This is a genomic window from Streptomyces sp. NPDC050508 (assembly GCF_040655155.1).
In the GTDB taxonomy this organism is placed as follows: Bacteria; Actinomycetota; Actinomycetes; order Streptomycetales; family Streptomycetaceae; genus Streptomyces.
Window position 1 is genome coordinate 843732 of the sequence record NZ_JBFAJJ010000002.1, and the last position, 22882, is coordinate 866613.

Consider the following 22882-nt stretch of genomic DNA (forward strand, 5'->3'; position numbering starts at 1 on the left):
TGCCCGGGTGCCCTTTCCGCGCTCGCGCTGGCTGACTCCGGACCGAGGGAGCCGTCGGCGCAATGCCTTCAACCAACTCGTGGCTGTGGCAGCGGTGTTCGGGGTCGGGGCGGGTGGCTGGGGGCTGTGGCTGGAGGCGAGGGACCAGTTCGACCGGTCCGCCAGCCGGGACCGGATCGCGAAGGCCTGCGCCGGGCTCGTCGACCCCGACCAGGTGCTGGACCTCAACGGCGGTACGACGAGGGCGCGGGCGGGCAGCGAAGCCAACGACTCGATCGGCGACTTCGGTCCGGCCTTCATGCCCGCGCGGTGTGAGATCTACCGGGTCGGGAAGCCGGGCACCACGTACAACCACTTCCTGCTCTCGGTCTGGTCGAACCCGAGCGACGACTTCGCGCAGTTGGTGAGCGGGTGGGACGACCCGTTCGGGATGGTGGGCAGGAAGGCGAACGCCGACGTCACACGGGAGGCCGGGCAGACGGGGGCGTACCCGATCGGTGACGGGCGGCTCGGTGTGTACTACGGCAACGCCGCCGTCGTGAAGGCCAAGTGCACCGACAAGTCCGGCGGGACGACCTCCATCAACACCATGACCGTGGCCAGGTACTTCGAGGACGACCCGGTCACGGACGCCGACCGCGGAACGCTTGCCGAACTGGCTCGCACCGCGGCCGTACGGGCGGCGAAGAAGCTGGGCTGCAAGGCCGCGCTGCCCGCACTTCCGGCCGAACTGCCCACGCCCAGCGCGAAGTTGGTGAACGCGAAGTCGGCCGGCGGAACGTGCGGCTGGTACGCCGGATACATCGCGGCGAAGGGCCGCTGGCGTCTCCCCGACCGCGCCCTGGGCACCCCTGCCGCCGCCCACGCGCAGGAGGAGAGCTGCCTGCTCGGCGTGAGCAGCAAGGAGGTGCGCAGGATGTGGCCCGACCTCGGCAAGGACGAAGTCGGCGGCGACAGCCTCGACGACGTGATCCGGCTCGCGCCCTTCTGGCTGCGGACCGAGTCCTACTTCGGCGACGAGGCACGCGAGGTCGCGACGGACCACTTCGGCAGGGAACACAGGTCGTTGGACCCCGGCACCGCGGGCCACGACGGCGAGGAAAACGTGTGGTGGGCCTCCTCCACCTGCGCCGGACAGCCGGCCGTCCACACGCTGAGCAGCGACTATCCGTACGACAAGGTCGTCCAGAAGCGGCTCCAGGCCCTCTTCAAGGCGTACGTCACGGATGTCGCCGCCCGCCGCGACTGCACCGGTCTGAAGTTCCCGGCGGCGGCCACGTTCCAACTGTCCAAGAGCTAGCCGGGTCCGTCATGCGCTCCGCTCGTCGCGGTCGAGGCCGTCGATCAGCATCTGCCCCATCGCTTCGTTGGTGGCCACGGCCGCGGTCGCCGCTGCGGCGCTACGGGGGAACAGTGCTTCCTCGTACGAGGTGAGCGCGGCCTCGATGTCGTCGGGGTGCGCGGCGATGGCCAGGCCGAGTTCGGCACCATCCTGCATGGCCAGGTTGGCGCCCTCGCCGTCCGGCGGTGCGAGGTGGGCGGCGTCGCCCAGGAGAGTCACTCCCGGCACGCGGTCCCAACGGTGGCCGATCGGGAGCCAGTTGAGGGGCCGCAGGACGGGAGCGGTGTCGGTGTCGGTGATCAGGGCGGTGATCTCGGGGGCCCATCCGTCGAACTCGGCGGCGATGCGTGCGGTGGCCGCGGCGGAATCGGTGAAGTCGATCTCGGCGAACCACTCCTCCGGCTTGGCCAGGATCACGTAGGCGTGCAGCGTCTCGCCGCGCTCCCGGTGCGCACCTATCCACTTCCCGTCCGCTCCCTTGCCCGGGGCGAGCACGAACAGCGAACCGCCGCCGACCGTCCTGGCGGCGACGGGATGCCGGGTCTCACTGTCGTACAGATAGGTCTCGACGAACGACCGCCCGAAATACTCGGGAATGGCGTCGGACAGCAACGGCCGTACGCGCGACCAGGCGCCGTCGGCGCCGACGAGCAGGTCCGTGACGACGACGCTCCCGTCGGCGAAGGCGACTTCGTGCCGTCCGTCGTCGAGGGTGCGGGTGCCGCTGACCTTGTGCCCCCACCGCACGGTCCCGTCCGGGAGCGAGTCGAGCAGGATCTGCCGCAACTCCCCGCGCTGCACCTCGGGTCGGCCACCGGCGCCGTCGTCGGGCTCGTCGAGCTGGACGGTGCCGTTCCAGTCGATGACACGGGTCGCCTGGCGGCCCTCCTGGATGATGGCGCGGAACTCGTCCATCAAGTCGGCGGCTTTCAGGGCGAGTTGGCCGTTGTAGTCGTGGATGTCGAGCATCCCGCCCTGGAGGCGGGCCATCGGTGAGGCCTCCGCTTCGTAGACCGTGGCCGGGATGCCGTTCACGTGCAGGACGCGGGCGAGGGTCAGTCCGCCGAGTCCGGCGCCGATGATCGTGACGTGTGTGGTCATGACGACTCCTTGCGTGCGTTGCGTGTCGCGGGCCCACCGGACGGTCGCCCGGCGGCTACTCCGGAACGGTTCCAGCGAGCACCGACAATCCACCGACGCGAGACCGACACGGCCGACAGCTGACCGACATGGCTGTTGCATGGCAGGTGCGGCGCTTGCATCATCCGTGGATGGATGACGACACCCCGATGATCACCCCAACTGCCCTCCCCTCCCTGCGCGTTGCGGCCCAGGAGGCAGGCTTCACCAGGTCGTGCGAGGAACGGACCGGCAGCCTGTTGTCCGTGCTCGCGGCAACCCGTCCAGGTGGCCGCATCCTCGAACTCGGCACCGGCGTAGGCGAAGGCACCGCCTGGCTCCTGAGCGGCATGGACGAAACCGCTCGCCTGATCACCGTCGAACGTGACGCCACCGTCCAGGCCATCGCCCGCGAGGAGTTGGGGTCGGATGGGCGGGTGACTTTCGTGACGGCGGACGCGGGTCCATGGCTGGAGGAGTACGACGGGGAGCCCTTCGACCTGGTCTTCGCGGACACATGGCCCGGCAAATTCACCCACCTCGAACGGGCGTTGGACCTCGTGGCTCCCGGCGGCACCTACCTGATCGACGACCTGCTCCCACAACCGGACTGGCCGACGTCCCACAAGTCCGCGGTGAATCGCCTGTTGGCCGAACTGGAGGGACGCTCGGATTTCCGCTCCGTGCGCTTGGCGTGGTCGAGCGGTTTGGTCATGGCGGTACGGGCCGCCGGTTGAGGGGCGGCGGGGTGGCAACGTCCGCCGCAGTAGGTGGTGGGGGGCCAGGGGCCGCCGAGGCCGGTGGTGATGAACGGGATTACGGGCGTGAGGAGTTCGGGGGCGGGGGGTTGTTCGGCCGGGGGTGGCAGCGGCGGTTGTGGTGGCGGTTCGGCATCCGGCTTGACCAGTAAGAAGAGGGCGAGCAGGGCTAGCAGGCCGGCGAGGGTACTGAGGACGAGGTTCACTCCTCGACCAACTCGGTGTCGGCGACCAGTGCTTGCCGCTCGGTGTGATCCTTCAACTTCACCCACAGAAAGGCGTGCTCAGCGTCGACACCGGCATACCCGGAACCGACCTGCACGACGACGCCCTCGAAGGTCTCCGGTGCTTCCCGGCGGTGGGGTCCCGGGGGCACGTAGCTGGTGCCTTTGACTCGGTCGCCGACGAGGAAGGGGGTGTCGCTGCGGGGGTTGTTGCGTGGAGTGGTCATGGGACCACTTTCCGCAGGTGGGGTCCTGTGCGGCAATCGAACAAGGGAATCCCGCATTAACTGGTATATGCCGGGTGGTGGGCATTCGCCTGCGGGCACAGGGCACGGTATGTCAGACTCCGGGCACTGGCTGCGATCTGCTGGGCACCGTGCGTGATTCGGTGGGCATGCGGGTCGAGTTGGCGGGCACGGTACGAAAAGAGGTGGACACGGTGGCAGCGAAAACGGGGCCCACCATTCGTCGTATGCAGCTGGGTCAGGAGCTGCGACGCCTTCGAGAACAGGCGGACGGGGGAGGTGAGTTGGGCCGGGGCATCACGAGGGGCCAGGCGGTGAAGGGGACGAGCGTCTCCGAGTCGACCTTGCATCGCGTGGAGCGGGGGCTGACGAGCCTGCCGAGGGTGCAGGACCTCAAGTCGCTACTGAAGCGGTACGGAGTGACTGACACGGGTGACATCGAGTTCCTGCTGGACATCCACAAGGGCTCTCTGAACCGGGGCTGGTGGTCGCAATATCGACTCTTCATGCCCTCGGGTTTCAACATCGGCGTGGGCCTTGAGGGCGACGCCAAGATTCTCCGGGTCTATCAGCCGGACGTCGTCTTCGGTCTGTTGCAGACAGAGGCGTACGCACGAGCGATGTTCGAGAGTGCCAAGCCGGTTGACGAGCGCAACACCGAGTTCGTCGAGCGGAACATTGAGATCAGGATGCGGCGCACGGAAGTCATCACCCGAAGCGACCGCCCCGTGGAGATCCACGCGATCCTTGACGAGGCTGTCTTGCGGCGCATGTACGGCGGCCCGGAGGTGATGCGGGACCAGTACGAACACCTGGCGGAACTGGCCTCGCTGGAAAATGTCACCGTGCAGATCCTGCCGATGGGCCAGCCCGTCTACCGTTGCCACCAGAACTTCATCCTCATGGAGTTCGAGCCACCGCTGCCCACCGTGGTGAGTGTCGATGGCTTCACCTCGGTGAACATCACGGACAAGGACACGGAGATCTGGGCTTACCGGCGTCGCTTTGACGCCATGATCGCCGAAGCCGGGGCGCCGAGGCAGACAGCCGATTTTCTGAAGCGAGCAGCACGAGAGTTGGAGCAGTCATGAGTACCCACCGCAGTGCCTTCGAACTGGCCCACCGCGCAGCATGGTTCAAGTCGTCGTACAGCGACCAGACGGGCGCTCACTGCGTCGAGGTAGCCAACCTCCTGCCCGCCCGAGTTGCCGTCCGCGACTCGAAGCTCCCGCACGGCCCCGCCCTCACTCTCCCGCCGGAGGCATTCGTAAGCTTCGTGGCTCACATGAAGTCGGCCTGACCTTGAAGCCAACCTGGTTCAAGTCGTCCTACAGCAACGACTCGGGCGGCAACTGCGTCGAGATAGCCAACCTCGCTCCCACCCAAACCCTGGTCGCCGTCCGCGACTCCAAGAACCCCCACGGCCCCGCCCTCACCCTCCCCCGAAGGCATTCACCGCGTTCGTCGACCACATAAGGGCGGTCTGATCAGGCGCCCTGCGTCCGGTCGGCGTCCAAGATGCTGATGGCAGAATGCCGGGGTGGAGTCGATCTTGCGTGCCGCCGGCAAACTGCTGGATGTCGAGTTGTCCAGCCCCGTCGACCTGGGCGGCAGCTCGCGTAGCACCGTGTTGCGTTGCGAGACGGCCGGTGGCGGCACCGTGATCGTCAAGGCGTTCGGCAACGAGCCGGAGTCCTTGCGCGGCTTCACGGCTGAGGCCGCTGGGCTGTCTCTCGGGATCGCCGGTCCTGAGGTGCTGGGTGTGGACCCCGAGGTTCCCCTGCTGGTCATGGCGGATCTCGGCAACGCGCCTACCCTGGCGGACGTTCTGCTCGGGAGCGATCCGACGGCCGCGGAGAGCGGGTTGCTGGCCTGGGCCCGCGGGCTCGGGCGGCTGGCCGCCGCGTCGGTGCACCGGCGTGCCGATCTCGCGCGGCTGTGGTCCCGGTACGACAAGGGCATGCCGTCCTGGGGGGACGAGCCCTGGATCGCGCGGAGGGCCACCGACCTGCTCGCGCTGCTTGACGGCGCCGGAATCGCGGTTCCGCCGGGCCTTGCCGAGGAGTTGGCCCGGATCGGGACGGCAGGTGGGGAGGAGTATCCGGCCTTCACCCCGGGTGACACCTGTCCCGACAACAACCTGCTCACCTCACAGGGGCTGCGGCTGATCGACTTCGAAGCGGCCGGCTACCAGTCGGTGTTCCTGACGGCCGCGTACTGCCGGATGCCGTTCTCCACCTGCTGGTGCGTCTTCACCCTGCCGGCCGGGATCGCCGCGGAGATAGAGCAGGCGTATCGCGCGGAGGTCGTCGGTGTGTACCCGGCGCTGGCCGAGGACGAGGTGTGGCAGGCCGGCATGCGGCAGGCCATAGCGGTCTGGACGGTGGACGCGACGGTGAGGATGCTGCCCCGCACCGCGGAGGACGAGCCGCTGCACCGGACTCGACCGGCCCCGACGAGGCGCCAAGTACTGCGGCACCGCTGGGAGACGGCGAGCACGCTGGCGGAGTTCCCGGCACTCGCGGAGACCATGCGGTTGTTGTTGCGTGAGGTCGCCGGAGGCTGGGAGGTGGCCCCGCTGCCGGGGTATCCGGCTTTCGGGAACCGAGGCGCGAGTGGGCCGTTTCGGACACCGGCCGATGTGACGACTTCCGGCTGACGGCACGTCGGGGCGGCATCGCCAGGATTAGGCTCACCGCCATGCCTCCGGCCAAGAAGCGCACCCGCACCTACGACCCGGCCAAGACCCGCACCGCGGTCCTCGCCCAGTTCGGGAACGTACGAGAGGCGGTGGCGACACTCACGCCTGAGCAACTCGCCCTGCCCACGCGCCTGGGCGACTGGACCGTCCGGGACCTCGTCGCGCACACCGGGATGGCGATCGGTGCCGTCAGCCGCTTCATCGACCGGCCGGCACCGCCGACCCAGGAGGTCACCGCCCTCGACTGGCCGTTCGCGACCGCCGCCAACGCGGCCGGGATCGACGACATGAGCCGCCGGCTCGCCCAGGAGAACCCCGATCCGGACACCTACCTCGCCGACATCGACCGCCGCTTCACCGCGGACCTGGCCGAACACCCCGGCACCCGTCTCCTCGCCACCGGCACCGGCCCGATGCTGTTCTCCGACTACCTCGTCACCCGTACCGTCGAACTCGTCGTCCACACCGACGACTTGAACGCCGCCGTGCCGGGACTCGACATCCCCTACGACCGTCAGGCCCTCGCCGCCTGCACCCGGCTGCTGGCCGACGCCCTCGCCGTGAAGGCCCCCGGCGGCTCGACCGAGGTCCGCATCCCGCCGTACGCCGTCGTGCAGTGCGTCGAAGGACCCCGGCACACCCGAGGCACCCCGCCCAACGTCGTCGAGACCGACCCCCTGACCTGGCTCCGGCTCGCGACCGGGCGGACGCGGTGGAAGGACGCCGTAGAGGAGGCGAAGGTCAGTGCGAGCGGGGAGCGGGCGGATCTGAGCGGGCTGCTGCCGATCATGGGGTGAAGCGACCCGGGAATCCTGAAGGGAAGGCCGGGGAGTCCTGAAGGGAAGGCCTGGGGAGTCCCGAAGGGAACCTGTCCTCCACCCCTCCCGTCCCATCCCCATGGACAAACAGCGATTCACCCTCGCCGTCCTGACCATCGTCCCGCTCGTGGTGGCGTGCGGCAGCGAGAAGGCGAACAGCGGCAGCAGCTCCGGCTCGGTAGCAGCGCAGCGGCCCGTCACCGGTGTCGACTGGCGGGTGCAGGGCATCACCGTGGACGGCGCCGCCCAGCAGGTGCACGGCAAGCCGTGGCTCACCTTCGACGCCAAGACCGGCAAGGTCGGCGGCCTGCTCGGCTGCAACTCCGTCGGCGCGACCGCCACCGTACGCACCGGACAGATCACGCTCGGACGCCCGTCCACCACCCGAATGATGTGCGACGCCTCACTCATGGGCACCGAACGCGCCCTGCTGGGCCTCTTCGGAGGGCAGGTCAGTTACCGAGTCGATCACGACACCATCACGCTGACCAGCGGAAACGGCACGATCGTGCGCGCCGTCGCCGACGAGTGATCCACTACTGACCAGTAACCCCAATTCGGACCAGTGGTCGATCTCGCCTACACTCGGTGCCGTGCCACGTGGTGACGGTCGACTCAGTCATGATCTGCTCCCCGGCGAGAAAGGACCCCAGGACGCTTGCGGCGTCTTCGGAGTCTGGGCTCCCGGTGAAGAGGTCGCCAAGCTCACTTACTTCGGGCTCTACGCCCTCCAGCATCGAGGCCAGGAATCCGCGGGAATCGCGGTCAGCAACGGCTCGCAGATCCTCGTCTTCAAGGACATGGGCCTGGTCTCCCAGGTCTTCGACGAGACCTCGCTCGGTTCACTCCAGGGTCATATCGCGGTCGGTCACGCCCGCTACTCGACCACGGGTGCCTCGACCTGGGAGAACGCCCAGCCGACGTTCCGCGCCACCGCGCACGGTTCGATCGCGCTCGGCCACAACGGCAACCTGGTCAACACCGCGCAGCTCGCGGAGATGGTCGCCGACCTCCCCAAGCAGGAAGGCCGTACGCCGCGCGTCGCGGCCACCAACGACACCGACCTGCTCACCGCGCTCCTCGCGGCCCAGGTCGACACCGACGGCAAGCCGCTGACCATCGAGGAGGCCGCCCACGCGGTCCTCCCGCAGGTCCAGGGCGCCTTCTCGCTCGTCTTCATGGACGAGCACACCCTCTACGCGGCCCGCGACCCGCAGGGCATCCGCCCGATGGTCCTCGGCCGCCTGGAGCGCGGCTGGGTCATCGCCTCCGAGTCCGCCGCCCTCGACATCTGCGGTGCGGCGTACGTCCGCGAGATCGAGCCGGGCGAGTTCGTCGCCATCGACGAGAACGGCCTGCGCACCTCCCGATTCGCGGAAGCGAAGCCCAAGGGCTGTGTCTTCGAGTACGTCTATCTCGCCCGCCCCGACACCGACATCGCCGGGCGGAACGTGTACCTCTCCCGCGTGGAGATGGGCCGAAAGCTCGCCAAAGAAGCTCCGGTCGACGCCGATCTGGTCATAGCGACTCCGGAGTCCGGCACCCCGGCCGCCATCGGCTACGCGGAGGCCTCGGGCATCCCGTTCGGTGCCGGTCTGGTGAAGAACGCCTATGTCGGCCGTACGTTCATCCAGCCTTCGCAGACCATCCGGCAGCTCGGCATCCGGCTGAAGCTGAATCCGCTGAAGGAAGTCATCAAGGGCAAGCGCCTGGTCGTCGTCGACGACTCGATCGTGCGCGGCAACACCCAGCGGGCGCTGGTGCGCATGCTCCGCGAGGCCGGGGCCGCCGAGGTCCACATCCGGATCTCCTCGCCGCCCGTGAAGTGGCCCTGCTTCTTCGGCATCGACTTCGCCACCCGCGCGGAACTCATCGCCAACGGCATGACCATCGACGAGATCGGCACCTCGCTCGGCGCCGACTCCCTGTCGTACATCTCCCTCGACGGCATGATCGAGGCGACCACCATCGCCAAGCCGAACCTCTGCCGCGCCTGCTTCGACGGCGAGTACCCGATGGACCTCCCGGACCCCGAGCTGCTCGGCAAGCAGCTCCTGGAGACCGAGCTGGCGGCCGGTCCGGCCGCCACGGCCGCGGCCGACGCGATCCGTCGCCCGTAGAAGCCCCGTTTCACCAACCCGAAAGATCCCAGGCAATGTCTGAGACCACTGGTGCCAGCTATGCGTCCGCCGGCGTCGACATCGACGCGGGCGACCGCGCCGTAGAACTCATGAAGGAGTGGGTGAAGAAGACCCAGCGCCCCGAGGTCCTCGGTGGCCTCGGCGGCTTCGCCGGGCTCTTCGACGCCTCCGCCCTCAAGCGGTTCGAGCGCCCCCTGCTCGCCTCCGCCACGGACGGCGTCGGCACGAAGGTCGACATCGCGCGCCAACTCGGCGTCTACGACACGATCGGCCACGACCTGGTCGCGATGGTCATGGACGACATCGTGGTGTGCGGTGCCGAGCCGCTCTTCATGACCGACTACATCTGTGTCGGCAAGGTGCACCCCGAGCGTGTCGCGGCGATCGTGAAGGGCATCGCGGAAGGCTGTGTGCTGGCCGGCTGCGCCCTGGTCGGCGGCGAGACCGCCGAACACCCCGGTCTGCTGGGCCCGGACGACTTCGACGTCGCCGGCGCCGGTACGGGCGTCGTGGAGGCCGACCGGCTGCTCGGCGCGGATCGCATCCGGACGGGTGACGCGGTCATCGCCATGGCCGCCTCCGGACTTCACTCGAACGGGTACTCGCTCGTCCGGCATGTGCTCCTGAACCAGGCCGGTCTCAGCCTGGAGGCGCGCATCGAGGAGCTCGGCCGCACGCTCGGCGAGGAACTCCTGGTGCCCACCAAGATCTACTCGCTGGACTGCCTGGCGCTGACCCGCACGACCGACGTGCACGCCTTCTCGCACGTCACGGGTGGCGGACTCGCCGCCAACCTCGCACGGGTCATCCCGGACGGCCTGCACGCGATCGTGGACCGCTCCACCTGGACCCCGGCCCCGATCTTCGACCTCGTCGGCAGGACGGGCCAGGTCGAGCGCCTGGAGCTGGAGAAGACCCTGAACATGGGCGTCGGCATGATCGCGATCGTGCCGGAGGAATCGGCGGACGTGGCCCTGGAGACCCTGGCCGACCGCGGGGTCGAGGCGTGGGTCGCGGGCGAGATCACGGAGCGGGGCGAGTACGCGACGGGCGCGGAGATGGTCGGGGACTACTCAGCCTGATCCAAGCGGCTGCCTGAGGAACGGCAGCACAAAACCCGGTCCGGCGGTGTTGCCCCGGACCGGGTGAGGTGCAGTTGTTCCGGATATGCGGAAACTGCGAGGGACGCTGTTGCGTCAAGCGCCGCGACGTTGCGACTGAGGACCGGACTCGTCGTCCTCGTCCTCGTCGTCGTCGTTATAGAGATCCGCGTACTGAGCGTACGGGTCGTCTTCTTCCTCGTCGTCGTCCTCGAACGGCTCGCCATTCGGCGGCTGGCTCGAAGTCGAAGCGCCCAGCTCATTGGCCAGACGCGAGAGGTCAGTCCCGCCGCTGCTGTACTTCAGCTGGCGGGCGACCTTCGTCTGCTTGGCCTTTGCCCGGCCGCGCCCCATGGCTCGACCCCCTCGGATACGAGGCTCGGTGGCCTCAGAGTCTTGACACGCGTTCATGATCTGGAACGGACTCTCCGTGGAGAGACCGGTCCGTAGGGCTTCCACGGTACCTGAGCCCGCGCCCATACGGTACGTCGCCCGCAGCACGTGCCGGGCTCCAGGACCCGCGGGGTGCCCTGTCCTCGCTGGTCAACCGCGATTTTAACCACTTCTTGGCAGGCGACCCGCCGACGAACGTGAGAGTTCTCTCTAAGTCGTCGCCGACGGGTACCGGAGACGCATGCCGAGCGGCCGAGCGGAACCTCAGCGTCCGCGCGCTGCGGCGGCCTCGTGCATCCGCTGCTCGGCGATCCGGTCGGCCGCGGCGGCCGGCGGAATACCGTCTTCCTTCGCACGTGCGAATATGGCCAGCGTCGTATCGAAGATCTTCGCGGCCTTCGCCTTGCACCGCTCGAAGTCGAACCCGTGCAGCTCGTCGGCGACCTGGATCACCCCGCCGGCGTTCACCACGTAGTCCGGCGCGTAGAGGATCCCGCGGTCGGCGAGGTCCTTCTCGACGCCCGGGTGCTCCAGCTGGTTGTTGGCCGCGCCGCACACCACCTTGGCGGTCAGCACCGGCACGGTCTCGTCGTTCAGGGCACCGCCGAGCGCGCAGGGGGCGTAGACGTCGAGCCCGTCGACCCGGATCAGCGCCTCCGTGTCCGCGACGGCCGTGACGCCCGTCGGGTGCTTGTCGAGGATCCGCCGTACGGACTCCTCGCGCACGTCCGTGATCACGACCTCGGCGCCCTCGTCCCGCAGGTGCTCCACCAGGTGGTGCCCGACCTTGCCGACGCCCGCGATGCCGACCGTACGGCCGCGCAGCGACGGGTCGCCCCAGAGGTGCTGCGCGCTGGCCCGCATGCCCTGGAAGACGCCGAAGGCGGTCAGCACGGAGGAGTCGCCCGCGCCGCCGTTCTCCGGGGAACGTCCGGTCGTCCAGCGGCACTCGCGCGCCACGACGTCCATGTCGGCGACATACGTGCCGACGTCGCACGCGGTGACGTACCGCCCGCCGAGCGAGGCCACGAACCGGCCGTAGGCGAGCAGCAGTTCCTCGGTCTTGTCGCGCTCCGGGTCACCGATGATCACGGCCTTGCCGCCGCCGTGGTCCAGTCCGGCCATGGCGTTCTTGTACGACATCCCGCGGGCGAGGTTGAGCGCGTCGGCGACGGCCTCCTCCTCGCTGGCGTACGGGTAGAAGCGCGTACCGCCCAGGGCGGGGCCCAGGGCGGTGTTGTGGATGGCGATGACGGCCTTGAGGCCGCTGGCCCGGTCCTGACAGAGCACGACTTGCTCATGACCGCCCTGGTCCGTGTGGAACAGGGTGTGCAGGACGCCGTTGTCTACGTCGGTCACTGTGGTGACTCCTGGGTGAGTGGCGGCGGTTGGAGACAGGCTCCCGTAGGGGTGGCGGGTGCCGTGGCACGAGCGTAGAGCTTGAGTCCGACCGCCATCGGTGCAGTGTTCAGGATCACCTACCGAAGGAGGGTGGCCGTGCGACGATTTGCATAGTTTTCCCGCGCGTTTGTGAGCGGGTTCCGGAGGTTTTCCCGACGGTCGGCGGGGGAGGGAGCAGGCGTGCCCAAGAAGGTGTCCTCGGTGGTCGTCCCGTACGCGACCTATCTGCGCGTCTACGAGCCGCTGGCCGCCTTCCCCGAGCCCGAGCGCGGCCACTGGGCGCGCTACGCCCGCCGCCCGGACCGTCCGTCGTACCAGGACGAACTGCGCCGCGCGCTGGCCGACTTGCTGCCCACCCCGCCGATCCCGGTGCCGGTGCAGGAGAGCGCCGACGCCTTCGTGGTGGAGGTCGACGGTGTGGTGTGCGTCTGCCCCTGGCGCACCCGGCTGCGCGGCTGGCAGGCCCTGGGAGACCTCGCGGAGGAACTTCCGCCGCCGGTCCTGGACGCCGTACTCCCGCCGCTCGTACGGCATCAGGCCACCCAGGACTACGAGCGCTGGCTGGCCCGGAACCCGGATGCCCGGCCGTGGATCCGCACGGCGACCTGGCAGGTGCCGCTGAACTGGTTCGTGCTCGTCGGGGACGAGGAGCGGCGCTACGACAAGGCCTCCGGGGACGATCCGCCGATGCTGCGCTACCGGACGCCCATGGTGCAGGCGCGGCGGCGCACGGCGCGGGCGCTGCGGACGCTGAAGGACGCGATGGACGACGGGCCGCTGATCGACGGTCTGGTGGACGTGGGGCGCTGGCTGGAGGAGTTCCATCCACGGTCCCTGGTCGAGCTGGACTACGGCGGGCTCGTGCACGTCGTGCCGGCCGGCGAGCTGGAGGGCGACCACTCGGCGGCGGACGTGGCCGCGGGGATCGAGGCGCTGCGGACCGGGGACGGGGCGGCGGCGGGCGAGGCGTACGGGCGGCTCGTGGAGCGCTGGCGGTCGGTCAGGGACCGGCGCTCGGCGAACTGACGCGACGACCGGCACGGCTGACATTTTCGAACAGGTGCGCATAGGATTCTTACGGTCCGTCAACACGGGACGTAGGTCCTGATCCGGACGATTGATGTCAAGCGTGACGGAACGCACGTACAGATCCCTTGCGCCCCTTGCCCACCCTCATGCCAAAATAGGACAAGGAGTCCGGGGAGGACTCTATCCGTCATGCTTTGGGCGGAAACTTAGCTTTGCGTGCTTTGGGGGGTCTGGATGACTCCTGATCGCCCTGTGACTGATCGTCACAGTGGTGTGACTGTCCGCTATGGCATGGTCCATCGGCTTCCGTCGCTGATGGACACCTGGGAGGGCAATTCCATCGGTTTGGCCTACGCGGTTGGACAGATGGTGTAGTTGTAGTGCCGAGGACAAGCCGTTCGTCCTATAACCGACTCGACCCGCACACGCCATTTCGGGCAACGCGGGTCAAGGTGCAGAATTTAGAGGAAAGAACCGAGAAGGTTCGGTTCTCCCGAGGAGGCCGCTCATGACCGCTCGCACCCCTGATGCCGAGCCGCTGCTGACCCCGGCTGAGGTCGCCACGATGTTCCGTGTGGACCCCAAGACGGTCACGCGGTGGGCGAAGGCCGGCAAGCTCACTTCGATTCGCACGCTCGGCGGACATCGCCGTTACCGCGAGGCGGAGGTCCGTGCCCTGCTCGCGGGCATCCCGCAGCAGCGCAGCGAAGCCTGACCAACTGAATAAGGGCGAGACGGCTGGTCCCCCAACCGGTCAAGCGCCCGACACCACAGCTCCAAGCGACGCGGGTTCTGCCCCAACAGGGCCCACGCCCAACGCTTTTGAAGTAACTGAACAGGGTGCGTCGTAGATCGCGCTGGACTCCGCCGGGTCCAGCGCGATCTTTTTTGTGCCTGGTCGTGGGTCCGTGCGCGCCGAGCGCGGGGTCCTGTGAGGGACCTTGTCGGAGTCTGGGGAGGGCTGTCGGATCTCCTGTGGACCATCCCTCGCGGGGGTGCAATTGCACATATTAAATTGACCAGTTGTAGGTGAGGTGTAAGTTCCGACGTTTCAAAAACTTATGCGGTGACACCCGTCACATGCCGGATGGCTTGTTGCCTCTGGCGTATGTGCGCTAGGAGGTTCCGCTCTCCGGATCGTCCTGTGGTTCCCGCGACGGAGGGGCGTCCATCGCCAGCCGCAGCAGTCGGTGGCAGATCGGGCAGTGCCGGGTCACGTGGCGGTAGGAGGTGGCGGCCGACAGATGTGCACGGAGCAGCGCCCGCGTCTCGTGCCTGACCGAAGCCGCCATGTGCCACCCCCAGTGGCCCTGCGCGGAACGGGGCCTGGTTTCTGGGTACCTGGCGGGTGGGCGGGCGTCAAGGGTGCCGTCCCTGGGGGCTGCGCCCCCAGACCCCCATCGGCCCTGAAGGGGCCTCGTCCTCAAGCTCCCCCAGAGGGGGGACCCCCAACGGGCTGAGTGTGCGGGCCTGCGCCAACAAGCTGGCGCCCTCCCCGGAGGGAGCGGGCACGAAGAAGGCCCGCATCTCCGAAGAGAGCGGGCCCGTCTCGATCACATGCGGTCCTGACGGGATTTGAACCCGCGGCCTCCACCTTGACAGGGTGGCGAGCACTCCAAGCTGCTCCACAGGACCTTGATTCGCGGCGCTTGATGGTGCGCTGTGCCGCGAGATGAGACTGTACAGGAGGGTGGCCCGCCTGGTCGAACTCACCCAGTGTGCAGGCGTTGTTACGGCGCGGCGGCGTCGATCGCCTTCACGATCCGCTTGTCGGAGACCGGGTACGCCGTGCCGAGCGCGTGGGCGAAATAGCTGACCCGGAGCTCCTCGATCATCCAGCGGATGTCCCGGACGGAGGAGGGCACCGGGCGGCCCTGCGGGAGTTGTTCCAGCAGCCACGCGTACTCGTCCTGCATCTCGTGGACCTTCTCCATGCGGGTTGTGTCCCGCTGGACCCCCGTCGGCATCTGCTGGAGGCGGCGGTCGGCGGCCACCAAGTAGCGCATCAGGTCGGGCAGGCGACGTATCCCCGCCGCCGTGACGAAGCCCGGCTTCACGAGGGCGTCCAGCTGGGCGCGTACGTCCGCGAGGTTCGGGAGGAGGGCCGGGCTGTGTGCCGCCTTCAGACGGCGCTCACAGGCCTGCCAGGCGGCCAGCACCTGTTGGACCTGGCCCACCGCCCGGACCGTCGTGTCGACGATCTCGGCGCGCACCTTCTCGTAGAGCTTCCGGTACGACTCCTCGTCCCACGCCGGGCCGCCGAAGTCACCGATCAGCTTGTCCGCCGCGGCCAGCGCGCAGTCGTCGAACAGCGCCTGGATGGAACCGTGCGGATTCGCGGACAGGGCGAGCTTCTGCGGGTTCGTGAGCTTTTCGGACGCGAACTTCGCCGGGTTGACCGGGATGTTGCGGACGATGAGCCGGCGCGTGCCCTTCCACATCGCCTCCGCCTGCTCGGCCTCCGTGTCGAAGAGCCGTACGGAGACGGTGTCGCCGTCGTCCACGAGTGCTGGGTACGCCTTTACCGGCTGGCCGGCCCTTCGGGTCTCGAAGACGTGCGTGAGCGTGCCGATCGTCCAGTCGGTCAGGCCCTTGCGTTCGAGGGACTCGCCGCCCTCACGCTCGGCCGTCGCCGCTGCCGCCTGGGAGATGGCCTGGCGCGCCTTCGGCTTCAGGCGGACCTTCAGCGCCTCCAGGTCCTTGTCCTCGGCGATCTTGCGGCGCCGCTCGTCGACGATCCGGAAGGTGATGAGGAGATGGTCCGGGACCTTCGACCAGTCGAAGTCGTCGGCCGTGAAGGGGACTCCGACCATGCGCTTCAACTCGCGGGCCATGGTGGTGGGCAGGGGTTCCTGAAGGGGGGCTGCCACGGCCAGGAAGCGTTGGGCGAAGTTCGGGGCCGGGACGTAGTTGCGGCGGATCGGCTTCGGGAGGGAGCGGATCAGTTCCGTCACGACCTCCTCCCGCAGGCCCGGGATCTGCCAGTCGAAGCCCTCGTCCGTGACCTGGTTGAGGACGTGCAGCGGGATGTGGACCGTGACACCGTCCGCGTCCGCGCCCGGCTCGAACTGGTACGTCACCCGGAACTTCAGCGGCCCCTGATGCCACGAGTCCGGATAGTCGTCCTTGCTGATGTCCCCCGCGCGCTCGTTGATGAGCATCGAGCGCTCGAAGTCCAGGAGTTCGGGCTCCTCATGCCGCTTGTGCTTCCACCAGGAGTCGAAGTGGGCGCCGGACACGACGTGTTCGGGCACCCGCTGGTCGTAGAAGTCGTAGAGCGTCTCGTCGTCGACCAGGATGTCCCGGCGTCTGGCGCGATGCTCCAACTCCTCGACCTCGGTGAGGAGTTTGCGGTTGTCGGCGAAGAACTTGTGGTGCGTGCGCCAGTCGCCCTCGACCAGCGCGTTGCGGATGAACAGCTCGCGGGACGCCTCCGGGTCGATCCGGCCGTAGTTCACCTTGCGCTGGGCGATGATCGGGACGCCGTAGAGCGTGACCTTCTCGAAGGCCATCACCGCCGCCTGGTCCTTCTCCCAGTGCGGTTCGCTGTACGTCCGCTTCAGGAGGTGGCCGGCGAGGGGCTCGACCCACTCGGGCTCGATCTTGGCGTTGACGCGCGCCCAGAGGCGTGACGTCTCCACCAGCTCCGCCGACATGACGAAACGCGGGGTCTTCTTGAAGAGCGCCGAACCCGGGAAGATCGCGAACTTGGCGCTGCGGGCGCCCAGATACTCGTTCTTCGCGCCGTCCTTCACGTCCTTCATGCCGATGTGGGACAGCAGGCCCGCGAGCAGCGAGACGTGGACGCTCTGCTCGGCCGCGTCCTCCTCGTTGAACTGGATGCCCATCTGCTTTGCCACCGTGCGGAGTTGGCTGTAGATGTCCTGCCACTCACGGATGCGGAGGAAGTTCAGGTACTCCTGCTTGCACATGCGACGGAACGCGGACGAGCCGCGCTCCTTCTGCTGCTCGCGGATGTACCGCCACATGTTCAGGAACGCGAGGAAGTCGCTCGTCTCGTCCCGGAAGCGGGCGTGCTGCTGGTCGGCCTGGGTCTGCTTCTCGGCGGGGCGTTCGCGCGGGTCCTGGATGGAGAGCGCGGCGGCGATCACCATGACCTCGCGGACACAGCCGTTCTTGTCGGCCTCAAGGACCATGCGGGCCAGGCGCGGGTCCACGGGGAGTTGGGCGAGCTTACGGCCCGTCTGCGTGAGGCGGTTGCGCGGGTCCTTCTCGCTCGGGTCCAACGCGCCCAGTTCCTGGAGGAGTTGGACGCCGTCGCGGATGTTGCGGTGGTCCGGCGGATCGATGAACGGGAACTTCTCGATCTCCCCGAGACCGGCCGCGGTCATCTGCAGGATGACGGAGGCGAGGTTCGTCCGCAGGATCTCCGCGTCCGTGAACTCCGGGCGGGCGAGGAAGTCGTCCTCGGAGTACAGGCGGATGCAGATGCCGTCCGACGTACGACCACAACGACCCTTGCGCTGGTTGGCACTTGCCTGGCTGACCGCCTCGATGGGCAGCCGCTGCACCTTCGTACGGTGGCTGTAGCGGCTGATACGGGCGAAGCCGGGGTCGATGACGTACTTGATGCCCGGGACCGTGAGGGAGGTCTCGGCGACGTTCGTCGCCAGAACGATCCTTCGCCCCGTGTGCTGCTGGAACACGCGATGCTGCTCGGCGTGCGAGAGGCGGGCGTAGAGGGGGAGGACCTCGGTGAAGCGATAGTTCTTCTTCGTCAGCGCGTCGGCGGTGTCGCGGATCTCCCGCTCCCCGGAGAGGAAGACGAGGATGTCGCCCTTGCCCTCGCCCTGAAGCTCTTCCACGGCGTCGCAGATCGCGGTGATCTGGTCGCGGTCGGAGTCCTCGGACTCGTCCTCCAGGAGCGGGCGGTAACGCACCTCCACCGGATACGTCCGGCCGCTGACCTCGATGATCGGGGCGTCGCCGAAGTGCCGGGAGAAGCGCTCCGGGTCGATGGTCGCCGAGGTGATGACGACCTTCAAGTCCGGGCGCTTGGGCAGCAGTTGGGCGAGATAACCGAGCAGGAAGTCGATGTTGAGGGACCGCTCGTGGGCCTCGTCGATGATGATCGTGTCGTAGGCGCGCAGCTCGCGGTCGGTCTGGATCTCGGCGAGCAGGATGCCGTCCGTCATCAGCTTGATGAACGTCGACTCCTGGTTCACCTGGTCCGTGAAACGGACCTTCCAGCCGACGGCCTCGCCGAGCGGGGTGTCCATCTCCTCCGCGATGCGCTCGGCGACGGTGCGCGCGGCGATCCGGCGGGGCTGAGTGTGCCCGATCATGCCGCGGACACCGCGGCCGAGTTCGAGACAGATCTTCGGGATCTGGGTGGTCTTCCCGGACCCGGTCTCACCGGCGACGATCACGACCTGGTGATCGCGGATCGCGGCCGCGATGTCGGCCTTCTTCTGGCTGACCGGCAGCTGCTCCGGATACGAGACCGCCGGGACGCGGGTGCGGCGCTCGGCCATCCGCTCCTCGCCACGGGCCACCTCGGCCTCGATCTCGGCGAGGACGGCGGCGCGGGCCTCCGGCTTGCGGATCCTGCGCGCGCCTTCGAGCCTGCGCCCGAGCCGGTGCGCGTCGCGCAGGGTCAGCTCGGTCAGGCGGGGGGCGAGATCGCCGAGGGCGGGGGCGGAAGGGCCGGGCGCGGAGGCGGGGTGCGTAGACATACGCCGTCCAGGATCTCACCTCGCCGAAATTCCTGGCGAACGAATTGTCCGCGACGGCTCGGCAGGGGTGGTACGGGTGAGTCAGGGTGCCGTTGTCGGAGTGGTGGGCGAGGGGACGGTGGCCGTTCCCAGGGGCTCCGCCCCCGGACCCCCGTCGGCCTGAACGGCCTCGTCCTCAAGCGCCGGACGGGCTGGTTGGTGCTGACCGGAATCCCGCGACATCGACTGTGCCGTGTTCGACACGGCCTTGATGCCCAGGTACGCCGTGGTCAGGCCCGCCATCGCGGTGAACGCCGAGGTCAGGACGCCCACGATCACCGCTCGGTCGCCGTTGAGCTGCCACACCCCGAAGACCGCCACCGCCGTGATCGCGACATTGCTGCCGACCACCGCGAGCAGTCCGTACCGCGCCCGTATCTTCTCCAGGTCGATGTCCTGGCCCATCGCGCCCCACCCTGTGTCGTCCGGGTTACGACGAAAGCCCCGTCCCGGTGGGACAGGGCTTTCGATCCGGTGGCTGGGGCCGGGGTCGAACCGGCGACCTATCGCTTTTCAGGCGATCGCTCGTACCAACTGAGCTACCCAGCCACGAGATTCCTTGCGGAATCTCAGCGGTCCTGACGGGATTTGAACCCGCGGCCTCCACCTTGACAGGGTGGCGAGCACTCCAAGCTGCTCCACAGGACCTTGCTGTTGCGTGCGAACTGGCGGAGCCAGTGTCGCACACGGTGTTACGTGCCCCCAACGGGATTCGAACCCGTGCTACCGCCTTGAAAGGGCGGCGTCCTAGGCCGCTAGACGATGAGGGCTATCGGCCCGCCTGGGCGCTTCTCAGCGCGTCGGGGACGTCAGAAGCATATGGGATGGCGGGAGGTATCGCCAAAACGGTTTACGAGACCGAAGGAGAGGGGCTTGGGGAGGGGGTCGGGGACGGACTGGGGGACTGGTGTGCGCCGGGGAGGTTCTCCTTCGGCAAGTGGCGGCTCACCTCGGCCGTCGTCAGGCCCAGGCCGCCGAGCTTGATCTCGTCCCAGGCCTGGAGGCGGCGGGTGTCGCGGTCGATGTAGAGGATCGACGCCTCGATCGGGTCGGGGTACTTGCCCTCCACCGCGCGCAGGCCGCTGCCGCCCGTCGAGCCCTCGATACGGAGGCGGGTGCCGTGCTTCATGACCTCGGTGCCCTCGTGGTGGAGGTGGCCGGCCAGGATCAGCGGGACCTCGCCGTCGGTCTGGCGTGCCGCCGACGGTTCGTGGACCAGGGCGATGTCGACCGGGGTGCCTGCGGCCTGCTGGTCGCGGAGGGCGGAGGCGAGTTGGTCGCCGGCGAGTTCCTCCGCGTTGTTGCCGCCCGGGGCGGTCGAGCGGTCGGGGGTGAACTGGGGGTCGCCGATGCCCGCGAAGCGCACGCCGGCGACCGTTTCCGCCCGGCCCTCGTCCAGGACGTGCACGTTCTTCATGCGTTCCAGGTAGCGCTGGGTCACGAGGGAGTCGTGGTTGCCCCTGACCCAGACGTACGGGACGCCCATGTCGGCGATCGGGTCCAGGAAGCCGTTCTCCGCCGACGTGCCGTGGTCCATGGTGTCGCCGGTGTCGACGATCACGTTGACCTTGTACTGCTCCACCAGCGACGCGATGATCTTCCAGCTCGCGGGGTTCAGATGGATGTCCGAGACGTGCAGGACGCGGATCGTGGCGGGGTCCGGTTGGTACGCGGGGAGTGTGGAGGTGACGTCGTAGAGCTTCGTCACGTTCGTCACCAGGCGGGCCAACTCCTTCTGGTAGACGTCGAATTCGGTGACGATGTTGCGCGCGTTGCCGACCAGGGACGGGGCGGAGGAGAGCAGGCCGGAGAACTTCGGTTCCAGGATCGACTTGGGGTTCCAGGTCGCGTAGGCCGTCGCTCCGGACGCGGCGAGGAGGGTGAGGGCCAGGCCGCCGGCCGCGAGGGCCCGGCGGGGGCGGCGGTAGACCGCCAGGCCCAGGGTCGTGGCGCCGAGGACCACGGCCGCGCACGACCGTACGGCCAGGTTGAGGGTGCCGTGTTCGACGTCGCGGGCGACTTCGTCCTGGAGGCCGGAGATGCGTTCGGGGTGGTCGACGAGGGCCTGGGAGCGTTCCGGGTCGAGTTGGTCGACGTTGACGTCCAGGCGGACGGGGGCGTGGTGGCTGTCCAGGGTCAGGGCGCCGAGCGGTGAGACGTTGATCTTCGTGCCGCCGGTGAGGGACGGGCGCAGGGTCATGGTCGTGTTCATGGGACCGACCTGGGTCCGTACGTTGCCCACGATCAGCAGGCCGAGCCAGGCCCCGACGATGACGACCAGGACGAGGCCGAGGGCGCGGGGCCAGGGGTGCGGCTGGGGGACGAGTTCGACGGTCGGGCGGGGACGGCTTGCGCGGTAGTGGCGGGTCAGGGCGCGCTGGGCTCGGCGGAGGCGGTTCAGGGCTGCGACGGGGACGCTGGCCATTGGTCCCGTATGCCCAAGGGTGGGGGGAGGTATGCGGGTGGGTCAGCCCCAGCCGAGTTCGTGCAGGCGTTCGTCCTCGATGCCGAAGTGGTGGGCCACTTCGTGTACGACGGTGACGGCGACCTCGTGTACGACGTCCTCCGTGGTCCTGCAGTAGCGCAGGGTCGGGCCCATGTAGATCGAGATGCGGTCGGGGAGGACGCCCGCGTACCACTCGCCCCGTTCCGTGAGGGGTGTCCCCTCGTAGAGGCCGAGGAGTTCGGGGTCGGACGGGTCGGGTTCGTCCTCGACGAACACGGCCACGTTGTCCATGACCCGCGTCAGCTCCGGCGGGATCCGGTCCAGGGCCTCACTCACCAGCTCTTCGAACGCCTCGCGTGTCATTTCCAGCACATACCTATTGTCCGGGACGAACGCGGGTTCGGGGTCGCGGTCGGGCCCGGAGTTCGGGGAGCAGGGCGGCCGTGCGCTCCAGTTGCTCGCGCTGGCCGCGCAGGTCCAGGGCGGCCAGACGGGTGACGAGGTGCCGGGCGCCGGCGGTGACGTACTGCTTCAGGCGGGCGGTGACCTGCTCGGCGGTGCCTGCGACGACGGTTTGGATCTTCCGCAGTTCCGGGAGGGGCATGCCGTAGGCGGCGTGCGCGTAGTCGTCGAGCGCTCGGTGGGCGTGCTTCGGGTCCTCGTCGATTCGTACGGTGACGAAGAGCGCCGGGGTGATGGCCTCGGGGGTGCGGCCCGCCGCGGCTGCCGCTTCGTGGATGTGGTGCAGGCCGGTCGTGTAGTCGGCGGGGTCGGGCGGGTAGGGGAGCCAGCCGTCGTAGAGGCGGCCGGTGCGGGTGAGGGCTGCCGGGGTCGCGCCGCCGAGCCAGATGGGCGGGCCGGTGGGGCGGGACGGGCGTAGGGCGGGCGGGAGGTCGGTGAAGTGGTGGAACTCGCCGTGGAAGGAGTCGGCGCCGTTCCAGAGGGCTCGCCACAGTGCGACCGTCTCGTCGAGGCGGGCGAAGCGGCGGGCCCAGGGGACCTCGGAGAGGTCGTAGAAGGGGCGTCCGAAGCGGCCGGGGTAGCCGGCGCCGACCGCCAGTGTGAGGCGGCCGTCGGAGAGGAGGTCGATCGAGGCGAGGGACTGGGCGGCCTGGACCGGGCGGCGGAGGAAGGGGAGCAGGGCGGCGGTGCCGAGGGTCGCCGTCCCGGTCGCCGGGGCGAGGGCGGCGAGCATCGTGAGGGCTTCGATGCGGGGGCTGATCAGGGAGTCGTTGACGAAGAGGGAGGTGAAGCCGAGGTGTTCGGCGGTGCGGCCGAGGGCGATCAGTTCGCGAGGGTCGTCGGCCGTGGCCCATTGGGCGGTTCCGGTCGGGAGCAGTACGCCGATGTCCATGACGGTGATGTTCGTGAGGAGCGGGCATGGCCTCAATTCCCTGGGGGGAATGGCCGGTTGGCGCGGGTCGTCGTAG

General features: G+C 68.6%; 21 protein-coding genes, 4 tRNA genes and 1 pseudogene. 12 read left to right on the forward strand and 14 right to left on the reverse strand.

Annotated features, from left to right (window positions below; all coding sequences use genetic code 11):
* The first annotated feature begins 79 nt into the window (after nucleotides 1-79).
* Nucleotides 80-1300, forward strand: coding sequence for a hypothetical protein (locus AB0I69_RS09180; RefSeq protein WP_363094914.1), 1221 nt, complete (start codon nucleotides 80-82; stop codon nucleotides 1298-1300).
* Nucleotides 1301-1309: 9 nt separating this feature from the next.
* Here AB0I69_RS09180 and AB0I69_RS09185 read toward each other — a convergent pair whose 3' ends face one another.
* A complete protein-coding gene (locus AB0I69_RS09185) occupies nucleotides 1310-2443 on the reverse strand; it encodes an NAD(P)/FAD-dependent oxidoreductase (protein WP_363094916.1) in 1134 nt (377 codons plus the stop codon).
* A 170-nt stretch (nucleotides 2444-2613) separates the two neighbouring features.
* Between AB0I69_RS09185 and AB0I69_RS09190 the strand changes: the two genes are divergently transcribed.
* Nucleotides 2614-3198, forward strand: coding sequence for a class I SAM-dependent methyltransferase (locus tag AB0I69_RS09190; protein WP_363094917.1), 585 nt, complete (start codon nucleotides 2614-2616; stop codon nucleotides 3196-3198).
* Between the two features lie 223 nt (nucleotides 3199-3421).
* Here AB0I69_RS09190 and AB0I69_RS09195 read toward each other — a convergent pair whose 3' ends face one another.
* Nucleotides 3422-3670, reverse strand: a complete 249-nt coding sequence (locus AB0I69_RS09195; protein ID WP_363094918.1) for a hypothetical protein — start codon at nucleotides 3668-3670, stop codon at nucleotides 3422-3424.
* Between the two features lie 149 nt (nucleotides 3671-3819).
* On the opposite strand from AB0I69_RS09195, the gene AB0I69_RS09200 reads away from it, so the two are divergent.
* The 8 genes and pseudogenes from AB0I69_RS09200 to purM all read left to right on the forward strand — a co-directional run bounded on the left by AB0I69_RS09200 (nucleotide 3820) and on the right by purM (nucleotide 10430).
* Nucleotides 3820-4779: a helix-turn-helix transcriptional regulator gene (locus AB0I69_RS09200; protein ID WP_363094919.1), complete on the forward strand. Its 960-nt coding sequence runs from the start codon at nucleotides 3820-3822 to the stop codon at nucleotides 4777-4779.
* Nucleotides 4776-4988 carry a DUF397 domain-containing protein gene (locus tag AB0I69_RS09205; protein WP_363094921.1) on the forward strand — a complete coding sequence of 71 codons (213 nt, stop codon included), beginning with the start codon at nucleotides 4776-4778 and terminating at the stop codon, nucleotides 4986-4988. Before AB0I69_RS09200 ends, AB0I69_RS09205 begins: the two co-directional genes overlap by 4 nt.
* A pseudogene (locus AB0I69_RS09210) lies at nucleotides 4985-5175 on the forward strand (DUF397 domain-containing protein). The gene AB0I69_RS09205 and the pseudogene AB0I69_RS09210 overlap by 4 nt, the downstream one beginning before the upstream one ends.
* A gap of 53 nt (nucleotides 5176-5228) precedes the next feature.
* Complete coding sequence (locus tag AB0I69_RS09215) at nucleotides 5229-6347, forward strand: hypothetical protein (protein WP_363094922.1); 1119 nt, start codon at nucleotides 5229-5231, stop codon at nucleotides 6345-6347.
* A gap of 41 nt (nucleotides 6348-6388) precedes the next feature.
* Nucleotides 6389-7186, forward strand: a complete 798-nt coding sequence (locus AB0I69_RS09220; RefSeq protein ID WP_363094923.1) for a sterol carrier family protein — start codon at nucleotides 6389-6391, stop codon at nucleotides 7184-7186.
* A gap of 100 nt (nucleotides 7187-7286) precedes the next feature.
* On the forward strand, nucleotides 7287-7739 hold the full coding sequence (locus AB0I69_RS09225; RefSeq protein WP_363094924.1) for an META domain-containing protein: 453 nt from the start codon (nucleotides 7287-7289) through the stop codon (nucleotides 7737-7739).
* 61 nt (nucleotides 7740-7800) lie between these two features.
* Nucleotides 7801-9327: an amidophosphoribosyltransferase gene (gene purF / locus AB0I69_RS09230; protein ID WP_363094925.1), complete on the forward strand. Its 1527-nt coding sequence runs from the start codon at nucleotides 7801-7803 to the stop codon at nucleotides 9325-9327.
* Nucleotides 9328-9362: 35 nt separating this feature from the next.
* Nucleotides 9363-10430, forward strand: a complete 1068-nt coding sequence (gene purM / locus AB0I69_RS09235) for a phosphoribosylformylglycinamidine cyclo-ligase (protein ID WP_363094926.1) — start codon at nucleotides 9363-9365, stop codon at nucleotides 10428-10430.
* Nucleotides 10431-10544: 114 nt separating this feature from the next.
* On the opposite strand, the gene AB0I69_RS09240 is transcribed toward purM, so the two are convergent.
* Both AB0I69_RS09240 and AB0I69_RS09245 read right to left on the reverse strand, forming a co-directional pair.
* Nucleotides 10545-10802 (reverse strand): DUF3073 domain-containing protein, encoded by a 258-nt coding sequence (locus tag AB0I69_RS09240; RefSeq protein WP_019061825.1) that lies wholly within the window; start codon nucleotides 10800-10802, stop codon nucleotides 10545-10547.
* Between the two features lie 303 nt (nucleotides 10803-11105).
* Complete coding sequence (locus tag AB0I69_RS09245) at nucleotides 11106-12200, reverse strand: Glu/Leu/Phe/Val dehydrogenase (RefSeq protein ID WP_363094927.1); 1095 nt, start codon at nucleotides 12198-12200, stop codon at nucleotides 11106-11108.
* A 222-nt stretch (nucleotides 12201-12422) separates the two neighbouring features.
* Between AB0I69_RS09245 and AB0I69_RS09250 the strand changes: the two genes are divergently transcribed.
* Complete coding sequence (locus AB0I69_RS09250) at nucleotides 12423-13268, forward strand: hypothetical protein (protein WP_363094928.1); 846 nt, start codon at nucleotides 12423-12425, stop codon at nucleotides 13266-13268.
* 511 nt (nucleotides 13269-13779) lie between these two features.
* Nucleotides 13780-13986: a developmental transcriptional regulator BldC gene (gene bldC, locus AB0I69_RS09255; protein ID WP_003949541.1), complete on the forward strand. Its 207-nt coding sequence runs from the start codon at nucleotides 13780-13782 to the stop codon at nucleotides 13984-13986.
* A gap of 400 nt (nucleotides 13987-14386) precedes the next feature.
* On the opposite strand, the gene AB0I69_RS09260 is transcribed toward bldC, so the two are convergent.
* From AB0I69_RS09260 to AB0I69_RS09305, 10 genes are all read right to left on the reverse strand, one after another.
* Nucleotides 14387-14563 carry a DUF6274 family protein gene (locus AB0I69_RS09260; protein WP_363094929.1) on the reverse strand — a complete coding sequence of 59 codons (177 nt, stop codon included), beginning with the start codon at nucleotides 14561-14563 and terminating at the stop codon, nucleotides 14387-14389.
* A gap of 268 nt (nucleotides 14564-14831) precedes the next feature.
* Nucleotides 14832-14906: transfer RNA gene (locus AB0I69_RS09265), tRNA-Asp, on the reverse strand.
* A 95-nt stretch (nucleotides 14907-15001) separates the two neighbouring features.
* Nucleotides 15002-18967 (reverse strand): ATP-dependent RNA helicase HrpA, encoded by a 3966-nt coding sequence (hrpA, locus tag AB0I69_RS09270; protein WP_363094930.1) that lies wholly within the window; start codon nucleotides 18965-18967, stop codon nucleotides 15002-15004.
* A gap of 81 nt (nucleotides 18968-19048) precedes the next feature.
* Complete coding sequence (locus AB0I69_RS09275) at nucleotides 19049-19411, reverse strand: hypothetical protein (RefSeq protein ID WP_363094932.1); 363 nt, start codon at nucleotides 19409-19411, stop codon at nucleotides 19049-19051.
* Nucleotides 19412-19481: 70 nt separating this feature from the next.
* Nucleotides 19482-19555: transfer RNA gene (locus tag AB0I69_RS09280), tRNA-Phe, on the reverse strand.
* 24 nt (nucleotides 19556-19579) lie between these two features.
* A tRNA-Asp gene (locus AB0I69_RS09285) sits at nucleotides 19580-19654 on the reverse strand.
* A gap of 49 nt (nucleotides 19655-19703) precedes the next feature.
* Nucleotides 19704-19776, reverse strand: a tRNA-Glu gene (locus AB0I69_RS09290).
* Nucleotides 19777-19856: 80 nt separating this feature from the next.
* On the reverse strand, nucleotides 19857-21431 hold the full coding sequence (locus AB0I69_RS09295; RefSeq protein WP_363094933.1) for a metallophosphoesterase: 1575 nt from the start codon (nucleotides 21429-21431) through the stop codon (nucleotides 19857-19859).
* A 42-nt stretch (nucleotides 21432-21473) separates the two neighbouring features.
* Nucleotides 21474-21824, reverse strand: coding sequence for a metallopeptidase family protein (locus AB0I69_RS09300; RefSeq protein ID WP_363094934.1), 351 nt, complete (start codon nucleotides 21822-21824; stop codon nucleotides 21474-21476).
* A gap of 4 nt (nucleotides 21825-21828) precedes the next feature.
* Nucleotides 21829-22806, reverse strand: a complete 978-nt coding sequence (locus AB0I69_RS09305; protein WP_363094936.1) for an LLM class flavin-dependent oxidoreductase — start codon at nucleotides 22804-22806, stop codon at nucleotides 21829-21831.
* Between the last annotated feature and the right edge of the window lie 76 nt (nucleotides 22807-22882).

Bases quoted from the DNA above. Each gene is read 5' to 3' on its own strand.
- AB0I69_RS09260 (WP_363094929.1), bottom strand. From the start codon at position 14,563: ATGGCGGCTTCGGTCAGGCACGAGACGCGGGCGCTGCTCCGTGCACAT.
- AB0I69_RS09225 (WP_363094924.1), top strand. From the start codon at position 7,287: ATGGACAAACAGCGATTCACCCTCGCCGTCCTGACCATCGTCCCGCTC.
- AB0I69_RS09275 (WP_363094932.1), bottom strand. From the start codon at position 19,411: ATGGGCCAGGACATCGACCTGGAGAAGATACGGGCGCGGTACGGACTG.
- AB0I69_RS09185 (WP_363094916.1), bottom strand. From the start codon at position 2,443: ATGACCACACACGTCACGATCATCGGCGCCGGACTCGGCGGACTGACC.
- AB0I69_RS09240 (WP_019061825.1), bottom strand. From the start codon at position 10,802: ATGGGGCGCGGCCGGGCAAAGGCCAAGCAGACGAAGGTCGCCCGCCAG.
- AB0I69_RS09190 (WP_363094917.1), top strand. From the start codon at position 2,614: ATGGATGACGACACCCCGATGATCACCCCAACTGCCCTCCCCTCCCTG.
- purM (WP_363094926.1), top strand. From the start codon at position 9,363: ATGTCTGAGACCACTGGTGCCAGCTATGCGTCCGCCGGCGTCGACATC.
- AB0I69_RS09220 (WP_363094923.1), top strand. From the start codon at position 6,389: ATGCCTCCGGCCAAGAAGCGCACCCGCACCTACGACCCGGCCAAGACC.
- bldC (WP_003949541.1), top strand. From the start codon at position 13,780: ATGACCGCTCGCACCCCTGATGCCGAGCCGCTGCTGACCCCGGCTGAG.
- hrpA (WP_363094930.1), bottom strand. From the start codon at position 18,967: ATGTCTACGCACCCCGCCTCCGCGCCCGGCCCTTCCGCCCCCGCCCTC.
- AB0I69_RS09295 (WP_363094933.1), bottom strand. From the start codon at position 21,431: ATGGCCAGCGTCCCCGTCGCAGCCCTGAACCGCCTCCGCCGAGCCCAG.
- AB0I69_RS09205 (WP_363094921.1), top strand. From the start codon at position 4,776: ATGAGTACCCACCGCAGTGCCTTCGAACTGGCCCACCGCGCAGCATGG.
- AB0I69_RS09195 (WP_363094918.1), bottom strand. From the start codon at position 3,670: ATGACCACTCCACGCAACAACCCCCGCAGCGACACCCCCTTCCTCGTC.
- AB0I69_RS09305 (WP_363094936.1), bottom strand. From the start codon at position 22,806: ATGGACATCGGCGTACTGCTCCCGACCGGAACCGCCCAATGGGCCACG.